Source organism: Streptomyces aureus (assembly GCF_001418135.1).
Lineage (GTDB): Bacteria > Actinomycetota > Actinomycetes > Streptomycetales > Streptomycetaceae > Streptomyces > Streptomyces aureus_A.
This window is the reverse complement of the sequence record NZ_LIPQ01000352.1, coordinates 231-10485: the sequence shown is the minus strand read 5'-3', so window position 1 is coordinate 10485 and position 10255 is coordinate 231. Positions and strand designations below refer to the sequence as shown.

Sequence of the window (10255 nt, the reverse complement as noted above, 5' to 3'; positions counted from 1 at the left end):
GAGTACGTACGCGACTTCGAACGGCGGCTGGAGCCGTACCGGGCCGCGGGCGGGCCCCGGGGGTCAGCCGATGGCTGCTACTCGGTCTCGGTAGGCGCGGGCCGCCGCCGCGTCCCGGTACGGCTCCAGCCGCCGTTCGAAGTCGCGTACGTACTCCACCGCCCTCGCCGACCGCATCTCCGAGGCCTGCTGGGCAGCCTCCGCGCCGAGCGCGCACGCCTGGTCCAGTTCGCCCAGGGCCAGTCGCGACGTCGCCAGGACCACCCGGCAGAAGAGGCGGCTGCGGGCGAAGCCGGGGGCCCGGAGCTGGAGGGCGCGTTCGGCGTGCTGGGCGGCCGGCCGGTACTGCTGGAGGTCCCGGTGGCAGTGCCCGAGCTCGTCGGCGAGCTGGGCCTCGTCGAACGTCCGGGCCCAGTACGGCACCTCGTCGCCCGGCCGCGCCGCTTCGAGGGCCCGCTCGGCCCGTACGAGCGAGGCGCTGCACGCCCGTGCCTCGCCGAGGACCGCGTGTCCCCGCGCCTCCACCGCGTGCAGCATCGCCTGGACGACCGGCGGCGCGGCCGGCCCGACGCCCTGCTGGGCGACCCGGGCGAGCTGCACGGCCTCCCGCCCGTGGCCGAGGTAGACGGCCTGGCAGCTCATGGTGAGGAGCACGTACGAGCCGTACGCCCGGTCCCCGGCGGCCTGGGCGAGCCGGAGCGCCTGGACGAAGTAGCGCTGGGCGAGGCCGTGCGCGGCGATGTCGTACGACGTCCAGCCGGCCAGCCGGGTGAGGTCGGCGGCCGCGGCGAAGAGGCGTCGGCCCACGGACTCGCCGTACGTGCCGCGCAGCATCGGCTCGGCCTCGTGCTCCAGGTAGCGGACGAGGGCCTGCCGGGCGTGCCCGCCGCCGTAGGCGTGGTCGAGCGTGCGGAAGAGCTCGCCGACCGAGCGCAGGGCCGCGATGTCCCCGCTGGAGACCCGCTGGCCGGGCCCCCGGTCCATGCCGCGCTGCCTGGGCACGGAGAAGCGGGCCTGGGGTGGCACCCGGGGGTCGTGGGCGAGCCGGGGGTCGTGGGCCGGGCGCGGGTCGTGCGGCAGGCGGGCCTCGGCCGTGACCGCGGCGGTGACCGCGGCCGCGGCTGCGGCGCCCGACGGGGTCCGGGGCCCCTGTGGCCCGTCCCCCCGCGCCACCCGGTCGTCCGCACGGCCGATCAGCCAGTCGCGGCTGGGCACGACCAGACCCGCCGGCGTGAAGGCGATCTTGCGGAGTTCGGCGTGGCTGCCGGAGTCCTTCCGCCAGAGCCCGCTGACGATGTCGACCGCCTCTTCGGGGGTCGCCGCGAACTCCAGGCCCGCGTAGACCGGCGCGCAGGCGTCGAGGCCGAGGTCCTGGGCGGAGAGCCGGCGGCCGAGGCGACGGGTGAAGACCTCGGCGATCAGCGCGGGCGTGGTGCCGCGCGGCTGCTGGCCGCGGAGCCAGCGGGTGACCGAGGTCTTGTCGTACCGCAGGTCGAGACCGTGTTCCAGACCGAGCTGGTCCACCCGTCTCGCCAGGCCCGCATGGGAGAATCCCGCTTCGGCGATGAGCGCGGCGAGCTGGCGGTTCGGGATGCGCTGCGGTGGTCGTTCCGTCATCAGCTGTGCGGTCTCCTGCCTTCCGGGTCCGGGCGGCAGCCCCGTCGGACCCTCATGGAACGGCGTGAATTTAGCGGTCCTCACGGCCTGTACCGCCACCTTCGCCCCACATTCATCCGATCGTGTGAGGATTGATGGCATCGCTGACGTAGGTGTCCCCGGTCACCTGACGGAGGGCCGTCCCCGGCACCGCCGTACAGTGGCATGGGCGCGAATGACGCATGGTGCCGCACCGGCCCGGGATGATCCCCGGATTCCGGACCCCGGCACCCAGGAGGAGGCATGGCCGTGAGTGAGCTGCGATTCGTCCGCCTTGGGTTCGGCGAGGAAGCCGTCGACTACCAGGTGGCCTGGGACAAGCAGCGCGAAGTGCACGCCGCGCGGTTCGCCGACGAGATCGACGACACCTGTCTGCTCCTCGAGCATCCGCCGGTCTACACGGCCGGCCGGCGTACGGCGGAGAACGAGCGCCCGCTCGACGGGACGCCCGTGGTGGACGTCGACCGCGGTGGCAAGATCACCTGGCACGGCCCGGGCCAGCTCGTCGGCTACCCGATCATGAAGCTGCCCCGCCCGGTGGACGTCGTCGCGCACGTGCGCCGGCTGGAGGAGGCGCTGATCCTCACCGCCGCCGAGTTCGGCGTGGAGACGAGCCGGGTCGAGGGCCGCAGCGGGGTGTGGGTGCTCGGCGAACCCCGGCAGGCGGAAGAGCGGCGGCCGTCGTTCGGCGGCCTGTCGCTGGACTTCGACCCGCGTCTGAACGACGAGGAGTTCGACCCGCGCCTGAACGGCCCCGAGTACGCCCCGTCCAACGCCGGCCAGCGCCGCGAGGACCGCAAGCTCGCCGCGATCGGCATCCGGGTCGCCAAGGGCGTCACGATGCACGGCTTCGCCCTCAACGTGAACCCGGACAACGCATGGTTCGACCGGATCATCCCGTGCGGCATCCGCGACGCGGGCGTCACCTCGCTCGCCAACGAACTGGGCCGCGACGTCACGATCGAGGAGGTGCTGCCGGTGGTGGAGAAGCATCTGCGTGCGGTCCTGGAGCAGGCGGAGCTGAAGCCGCGCGAGATCGAGCGTCCGGTGGAAGCGGCCTCGGCCTGAGGAGTGCCCGCAGGAATGCAGGGCGCTGGCCAGAGGTTGGCCAGACGTAGTAAGGCATGGGAAGCAACGGCGTACCCTGGTGTTCGCCGAAGAATCGAAGCTACAGGAGCCGATGTGTCCGCAGTCGCACCCGACGGACGCAAGATGCTGCGCCTGGAGGTCCGGAACGCCCAGACCCCCATCGAGCGCAAGCCCGAGTGGATCAAGACCCGGGCGAAGATGGGGCCCGAGTACACGAAGATGCAGAGCCTCGTGAAGAGCGAGGGGCTGCACACGGTCTGCCAGGAGGCGGGCTGTCCCAACATCTTCGAGTGCTGGGAGGACCGCGAGGCGACCTTCCTCATCGGCGGTGACCAGTGCACCCGGCGCTGCGACTTCTGCCAGATCGACACGGGCAAGCCCGAGGCGCTGGACCGGGACGAGCCGCGCCGGGTGGGCGAGTCCGTCGTCACGATGGACCTGAACTACGCCACCATCACCGGCGTCGCGCGCGACGACCTGGAGGACGGCGGCGCCTGGCTGTACGCGGAGACCGTGCGCCAGATCCACCAGCAGACGGCGGAGCGCGCCGAGGGCCGTACCAAGGTCGAGCTGCTCGCGCCCGACTTCAACGCGGTGCCGGAGCTCCTGGCGGAGGTCTTCGCCTCCCGCCCCGAGGTCTTCGCGCACAACGTGGAGACGGTGCCGCGGATCTTCAAGCGGATCCGTCCGGGATTCCGTTACGAGCGTTCGCTGGACGTCATCACGCAGGCCCGTGACTACGGTCTGGTCACGAAGTCGAACCTGATCCTCGGCATGGGCGAGACCCGTGAGGAGATCAGCGAGGCGCTCCAGCAGCTGCACGCCGCGGGCTGTGAGCTGATCACGATCACGCAGTACCTGCGTCCCTCCGTCCGGCACCACCCCGTGGAGCGCTGGGTGAAGCCGCAGGAGTTCGTGGAGCTCAAGGAGGAGGCCGACGAGATCGGCTTCTCCGGTGTCATGTCGGGCCCGCTGGTCCGTTCGTCGTACCGCGCGGGGCGCCTGTTCCAGCAGGCGATCGAGAAGCGCGGCGCGGTGGACAACGCCACGCAGGCCGTGTGAATCGGAGCACAAGCGGTTACCGGTCGGTAATGGCCGGATCGGACGCGGCCCGTACGGCCCCGCAGCTCAGCGGGGACGTACGGGCCGCGTCCGTGTCTCCAGGACCCGCCACATGGCCGCATCAACGTTTCACCAGTGTTTGACCACCGGGTCACGCCCTGGTAACACCAGTCTGTGAGCATGGATTCACTCACCGCCACGACTCGCTCACATCCCTGCTCGCCCCCCGCCTCGTCTCATCCGCAATCGAGGGAGGACCCCGACATGCCGGCCGCATCGACGCACGTCCGCGTCACCGCGATCCCGTCCGTCACCGACGCCCTGAAGGCCGTGGAGGCACTGCTCCTCGGCGCCGGGCAGCGCACCGCCCGGCGCAACGCCTGGAACTCCGTCCTGGAGGACCGCCGCCGCGCCAGGGACCGGGTCGAGGCCCAGCACGTGATGGAGGTCGCGTCGGGCCGGACTTCCCGGGCCACGTAAACTTCAGGACATGGCGAGGAAGGCAAACACGGGCAGCGCTGACGCTGCGAACCAGGGGCGGCTCAAGCAGATCGCCCTCACGTACAAGATGACCCGAAAGGCTGACCCGAAGGTCGGACTTGTCGTCGCAGGCGTGGGCATCGTCGTACTCGGTGTCCTCCTCGCGATCGGCTTCCTGATCGGTCACCCGGTCTACCTGGGCATCCTGGGCTTCGTCCTGGCGCTCCTGGCGGCGGCCATCGTGTTCGGGCGGCGCGCCGAGCGCGCGGCCTTCGGGCAGATGGAGGGCCAGCCGGGCGCTGCCGCGGCGGTGCTCCAGAACGTCGGGCGAGGCTGGACGACGACCCCCGCGGTCGCGATGAACCGCAGCCAGGACGTCGTCCACCGGGCGGTCGGCCGGGCCGGCATCGTGCTGGTGGCCGAGGGCAACCCGAACCGGGTGAAGGCGCTGCTCGCGGCCGAGAAGAAGCGCATGAGCCGCGTCGTGGTGGACGTGCCGGTGACCGACATCATCGTCGGCGACGGCGAGGGCCAGGTGCCGCTCAAGAAGGTCCGCACGACCATGCTCAAGCTGCCTCGGGTGCTCACCGGCCCGCAGGTGACGGCGGCCAACGACCGGCTGCGGGCGATGGGTGACCTGATGAGCAACATGCCGCTGCCGAAGGGTCCGATGCCGAAGGGCATGCGGATGCCGCGGGGCGGAAAGATGCGCTGACGCGCCCGACCGGAAGCGATTGTTTCCAGAACTGCTTCATGAGGAAGGCCCCGGACCGCGTGACGGTCCGGGGCCTTCCTCATGAGCCTCCGCGGGCGCTCGCCGCCCCGCGAGGCCGGGGGCGCCGCCGGGGCGGCCCGGCGGTCAGATACGGACCTGTACGGCGCCGGAGAGGCGGTCGTGGAGGCCGCGGCCGTCGCGGTCCCAGATGAGGGCCGGGATCGCCAGGCAGACGAGCAGGGAGCGGAGCGCCACGCGCGGGAGGCCGAGGCGGCCGCCGTTCACGGAGACGACCCCGAGGCCGAAGAGGCGCTTGCCGGGGGTCGAGCCGATGGTGCCGACGGTCAGCACGCTCAGAACGAGCAGGATGGCCAGGGCCCAGTTTCCTGTGGCCTGGTTGTAGCCGTCGGTGATCAGGCCGTATGCGATCAGCGTGCAGAGGGCCCAGTCGACGGCGAGGGCGCCGAGACGCCGCCCGGGGCGGGCGATCGAACCGGGGCCCTCCTCGGGCAGCCCCAGCTGCTGACCGCGGTAGCCGAAGTCGACGCCTGCGTCCTCGGCCGCCGCGCGGGGGCCGGAGAGCCAAGATCCGAGTGCTTGCCTGTTGTCCACGCGACCACGGTACTGCGCCCGTTTTTGATCACTTCGGCCCGGGTCGGCGAAGGGTGTCGGCAGGCGCGGCGACACCCACCCCGGTTAACTTCGACGAAACAAATGGGTCATGCTTGAGAAATCCCGTCTGCCTATGGTCGGGTCCAGCGTGTGCCACCGCACTGGCCGCACGAACCAGCTGCAAACCCCGCCCCTCCCCGGGCCGGGAGTAGGAGGAGTGGGATGTCCGAGACGCACGGGTTCCAGAACGCCGACGAGGTCAAGAAGTACATCAAGGACAACGACGTCAAGATGGTCGACGTCCGTTTCTGCGACCTTCCGGGCGTGATGCAGCACTTCACGATCCCGGCGACGGCGTTCGACCCGTCGGAGGAGCTCGCCTTCGACGGTTCGTCGATCCGCGGCTTCCAGGCGATCCACGAGTCCGACATGGCGCTCCGCGCCGACCTGTCGACGGCCCGCGTGGACCCCTTCCGCCGCGACAAGACGCTGAACATCAACTTCTTCATCCACGACCCGATCACGGGCGAGCAGTACAGCCGTGACCCGCGGAACATCGCGAAGAAGGCCGAGGCGTACCTCGCGTCCACCGGCATCGCCGACACCGCGTACTTCGGCCCCGAGGCCGAGTTCTACGTGTTCGACTCGGTGCGCTTCGAGACCTCGGCGAACCAGGGCTTCTACCACATCGACTCCGAGGCCGGCGCCTGGAACACCGGTGCGGAGGAGAACAACCGCGGCTACAAGGTCCGCTACAAGGGCGGTTACTTCCCGGCCCCGCCGGTCGACCACTTCGCGGACCTGCGCTCGGAGATCTCCCTGGAGCTGGAGAACGTCGGCCTGCAGGTCGAGCGCCAGCACCACGAGGTCGGCACCGCCGGCCAGGCCGAGATCAACTACAAGTTCAACACGCTGCTCGCCGCGGCCGACGACCTGATGCTCTTCAAGTACATCGTGAAGAACGTCGCCTGGCGCAACGGCAAGACCGCGACCTTCATGCCGAAGCCGATCTTCGGCGACAACGGCTCGGGCATGCACGTCCACCAGTCGCTGTGGGCGAACGGCGACCCGCTGTTCTACGACGAGACGGGCTACGCGGGCCTCTCGGACACCGCCCGCTACTACATCGGCGGCATCCTCAAGCACGCGCCGTCGCTGCTCGCCTTCACCAACCCGACGGTGAACTCGTACCACCGCCTGGTCCCGGGCTTCGAGGCCCCGGTCAACATGGTGTACTCGCAGCGCAACCGCTCCGCCGCCATGCGCATCCCGATCACGGGCTCGAACCCGAAGGCCAAGCGCGTCGAGTTCCGCGCGCCGGACCCGTCCTCGAACCCGTACCTCGCCTTCTCGGCGCTGCTCCTCGCGGGCCTCGACGGCATCAAGAACAAGATCGAGCCGGCGGAGCCGATCGACAAGGACCTCTACGAGCTCGCTCCCGAGGAGCACGCGAACGTCCAGCAGGTCCCGACCAACCTGGAGGCCGTCCTCAACGCCCTCGAGGCCGACAACGAGTACCTGCAGGCCGGCGGCGTCTTCACGTCCGACCTGATCGAGACCTGGATCGACTACAAGCGCACCCACGAGATCGCCCCGATCCAGCTGCGCCCGCACCCGCACGAGTTCGAGCTCTACTTCGACCTCTAGGCCGTACCGCGCGAGCGAGATCTCCCGAGGCCCGTCGTCCCCTTCGAGGGGGCGGCGGGCCTCGCCGTTTCCGGCCAAGATCACAGGAATGCGAACAGGTGACGAACTCTCGTGCGTACCCACGAGTAGAGGGTTCACGCTCCGCGACTGATCGATAGCGTGTGGTCGTCGCCGCCGCCACACCCGGAGCACAGGGCTCCGCTGGGACTAGCTGGCGCGATGAGGACTGCCGACGTGACTCAGGCGGCTTTCGCCCCTGCAGAGACGCTCCGACTCCAGCCGTACACCGATCACTGCCGCGTCATCGCCGACGAAGGCGCGCACGTGGTCATCGGCGTCTCTCCGGGAAACAGTTATTTCACCGCCCAGCGGCTGCGCGAGCTGACGCGCTGGGGCTTGGACCACTTCGAACAGGTCGATCTCGTCTACACCGATCTACATGTCTCCGACATGTACGAGGCGCTGGGGTACGGGGCCGACGAGGCGCGACGAAAGGCCGTCAAGAACCTGCGGGGGGTGCGGGCGAAGGTCGGGACGGCCGTGGCCGAGGCCGATCCCACGGGCGTACGGGTACGGGCCCGCGGGATGTCGGAGTTCCGGGCCCTGCCCGCGTACCAGGAACTGCACCGCCAGGTCGTGGCGGCCGTCGACGGCGATCCGGTCGTACGCCAGACCTGCGACGCCCTCACCGGGATCTTCCTGGCCGGGAAGCTGGCGCCGGGGCAGGAGGCGAGCGGGCTCCAGAAGGAGGTGTGCCGGGCGTACATCTGCGCCGAGGTGCCGCTGTTCCTCGACACCCCCGCGATCCTCGGGGTGCCGTCCTCGCTCAACTGCTACCACCAGGCCCTGCCTCTCGCCGATCTGCTCTACGCCCGGGGCACCGGGCTGCGTGCCTCCCGCAACCAGGGGCACGGCATCCTCACGCCCGTCGAAGGAGATTCGCGATGACCGTGGTCATGACGAACGAACTGCCCGCGTTCCCCTTCGACTGGGACGGGACCCGGCTCCCCGCGGAGGTCGAGGCGCTGCGCGCCGAACCCGTACGGCGTGTGCGGACGATCGCCGGGGCCGAGGCCTGGCTGGTCTCCTCGTACGAGCTGTGCAGGGAGGTCCTGGAGAACCCGAGGTTCAGCCTGAAGGACACCTCGGCGCCGGGAGCGCCACGGCAGTACGCGCTGACGATCCCGCCGCACGTGGTCAACAACATGGGCAACATCACCGGGGCCGGGCTGCGCAAGGCCGTCATGAAGGCGATCAACCCGAAGGCGCCCGGCCTGGAGGAGTGGCTGCGGGCACGGGCCGGGGCCCTGGTGGACGCGCTGGTCGCCGAGGGGGCGCCCGGGGAGCTGCGGGGCGCCTACGCCGATCCGTACTCTGCCGGGCTGCACTGCCGGATGCTGGGCATCCCGGAGGAGGACGGTCCGCGGCTGCTGCGCAGTCTGGACGTGGCCTTCATGAACGCCCCGCACGAGATCGAGGCGGCCGGGCTCCACTGGGACCGGGACATCGCGTACATGACCGAGCGCCTCGACGATCCGGCGACGGGCGGGCTGATGGCGGAGCTCGCGGCGCTGCGCGAGGACCCCGACTACGCGCATCTGACGGACGAGATGCTGGCGACGGTGGGCGTGACGCTGTTCGGGGCCGGGGTGATCTCCACCGCCGGATTCCTGACGATGGCGCTCGTGTCGGTGCTGACCCGGCCGGACGTCCGGGAGGCACTGACCACGGGCGCGCACGGGGTCGCCGGGGCGATGGACGAACTGCTGCGGGTGAATCTGTCGATCGGCGACGGGCTGCCGCGGCTGGCCACGGAGGACGTCCGGCTCGGCGAGGTCGAGGTGCGGGCCGGCGAACTGGTCCTGGTGCTGGTGGAGGCGGCGAACCACGATCCGGAGCGCTTCCCGGACCCGCTGGTCTTCCGGCCGGACCGGGAGAACGCCGCCGAGCACCTCTCCTTCGGCGGCGGGCGGCACTACTGCCCGGCGACGGCGCTCGGCAAGCGGCATGCCGAGATCGCCCTGGAGACGCTCCTCGACCGGCTGCCGGGGCTGCGGCTCGCGGTGCCGGTCGAACAGCTGGTGTGGCGCACCAACTTCATGAAGCGGCTCCCCGAGCGGCTTCCGGTGGCCTGGTAGCGGGCGGGGTCCGACGACGGCGCTGCCCGGCCGGGGCCGGGCAGCGCCCTCCGCCGTCAGCGGCCGTGGCGGATCATGGCCCGCACCATGCGGCAGGTGGTGTCCGAGGGCGGGTGGATGCCGATGTGATGGGCCGTGCTGCGTATCGTCGCGTTCGTGGCCTTCGACGGGACGTAGACGCCGGCGTCGAGGAGGGCGATCGCGAGGCGCATGGCCTTCAGTCGGCGGTTGTGCGTCACGTACCACTCGCGGGGGCGGCCCGCGGGGAGCGGCTTCTTCTGGAGCGGCTTCCAGGGTTCGAGGGACGGTGTCCGGATCACGGCGAGAGCCATGGGCTACCTCCTGGCGAACGGCGGGGTGCGGGCCCTCCCCGGGACCCTCACCTTCACCCCCTATTTTAGTGGCCCCCACTGACAATCGCCCCTGGCCAGAGGGGGTTTGGGGGGTGGTGGAGCGGGCCCTGGGGGGTACCGTGGGCGCATGGAGATCTGGATCAATCCCGCCTGTTCCAAGTGCCGCAGCGCCCTCACCCTTCTCGACGCCGAGGGCGCCGACTACACCGTGCGCCGCTATCTGGAGGACGTGCCCTCCCCCGACGAGATCCGGCAGGTGCTCGACCGGCTCGGGCTCGAACCGTGGGACATCACCCGGACGCAGGAGGCCGTCGCCAAGGAGCTCGGGGTGAAGGAGTGGGCCCGCGACGCCGGGAGCAGGGAGCGGTGGATCGAGGCCCTCTCCGCGCATCCCAAGCTCATCCAGCGGCCGATCATCACCGCCGAGGACGGCACGGCCGTCGTCGGCCGGTCCGAGGAGGCCGTGCGGGACGCGCTCTCCCGCTAGGGGGTGTCTTGCCGAT

At 70.7% G+C, this 10255-nt stretch carries 11 protein-coding genes; 8 read left to right on the top strand and 3 right to left on the bottom strand.

Translation table 11 applies throughout. From position 1 onward, the window contains the following. Nucleotides 1-63 precede the first annotated feature (63 nt). The gene (locus AOK00_RS26865; RefSeq protein ID WP_055602842.1) at nt 64-1617 is read right to left on the bottom strand and encodes a hypothetical protein; all 1554 of its coding nucleotides are present in this window, start codon (nt 1615-1617) and stop codon (nt 64-66) included. A 288-nt stretch (nt 1618-1905) separates the two neighbouring features. On the opposite strand from AOK00_RS26865, the gene lipB reads away from it, so the two are divergent. The 4 genes from lipB (at nt 1906) to AOK00_RS26845 (ending at nt 5002) form a co-directional block, all read left to right on the top strand. Then, nucleotides 1906-2724, top strand: coding sequence for a lipoyl(octanoyl) transferase LipB (lipB, locus tag AOK00_RS26860; RefSeq protein WP_055602844.1), 819 nt, complete (start codon nt 1906-1908; stop codon nt 2722-2724). 114 nt (nt 2725-2838) lie between these two features. Beyond that, nucleotides 2839-3807, top strand: coding sequence for a lipoyl synthase (gene lipA / locus AOK00_RS26855; protein WP_030314291.1), 969 nt, complete (start codon nt 2839-2841; stop codon nt 3805-3807). Nucleotides 3808-4071: 264 nt separating this feature from the next. After that, complete coding sequence (locus tag AOK00_RS26850; RefSeq protein ID WP_055602841.1) at nt 4072-4287, top strand: SCO2195 family GlnR-regulated protein; 216 nt, start codon at nt 4072-4074, stop codon at nt 4285-4287. A 10-nt stretch (nt 4288-4297) separates the two neighbouring features. After that, nucleotides 4298-5002 (top strand): DUF4191 domain-containing protein, encoded by a 705-nt coding sequence (locus AOK00_RS26845; RefSeq protein WP_055602840.1) that lies wholly within the window; start codon nt 4298-4300, stop codon nt 5000-5002. A gap of 144 nt (nt 5003-5146) precedes the next feature. Here the strand turns inward: AOK00_RS26845 and AOK00_RS26840 are convergent, their stop codons facing one another. Beyond that, nucleotides 5147-5614: an RDD family protein gene (locus AOK00_RS26840; RefSeq protein WP_055602839.1), complete on the bottom strand. Its 468-nt coding sequence runs from the start codon at nt 5612-5614 to the stop codon at nt 5147-5149. Between the two features lie 222 nt (nt 5615-5836). On the opposite strand from AOK00_RS26840, the gene glnA reads away from it, so the two are divergent. The 3 genes from glnA (at nt 5837) to AOK00_RS26825 (ending at nt 9399) form a co-directional block, all read left to right on the top strand. Beyond that, the gene (glnA, locus tag AOK00_RS26835; protein WP_030314285.1) at nt 5837-7261 is read left to right on the top strand and encodes a type I glutamate--ammonia ligase; all 1425 of its coding nucleotides are present in this window, start codon (nt 5837-5839) and stop codon (nt 7259-7261) included. 234 nt (nt 7262-7495) lie between these two features. Next, nucleotides 7496-8209 carry a tRNA-dependent cyclodipeptide synthase gene (locus tag AOK00_RS26830; RefSeq protein ID WP_079042211.1) on the top strand — a complete coding sequence of 238 codons (714 nt, stop codon included), beginning with the start codon at nt 7496-7498 and terminating at the stop codon, nt 8207-8209. Continuing rightward, nucleotides 8206-9399, top strand: a complete 1194-nt coding sequence (locus AOK00_RS26825; protein ID WP_055602838.1) for a cytochrome P450 — start codon at nt 8206-8208, stop codon at nt 9397-9399. Before AOK00_RS26830 ends, AOK00_RS26825 begins: the two co-directional genes overlap by 4 nt. A 56-nt stretch (nt 9400-9455) precedes the next feature. Here AOK00_RS26825 and AOK00_RS26820 read toward each other — a convergent pair whose 3' ends face one another. Beyond that, nucleotides 9456-9731, bottom strand: coding sequence for a hypothetical protein (locus AOK00_RS26820; RefSeq protein ID WP_055602837.1), 276 nt, complete (start codon nt 9729-9731; stop codon nt 9456-9458). Nucleotides 9732-9879: 148 nt separating this feature from the next. On the opposite strand from AOK00_RS26820, the gene AOK00_RS26815 reads away from it, so the two are divergent. Next, the gene (locus tag AOK00_RS26815) at nt 9880-10239 is read left to right on the top strand and encodes an arsenate reductase family protein (RefSeq protein ID WP_055602836.1); all 360 of its coding nucleotides are present in this window, start codon (nt 9880-9882) and stop codon (nt 10237-10239) included. Nucleotides 10240-10255 lie beyond the last annotated feature (16 nt).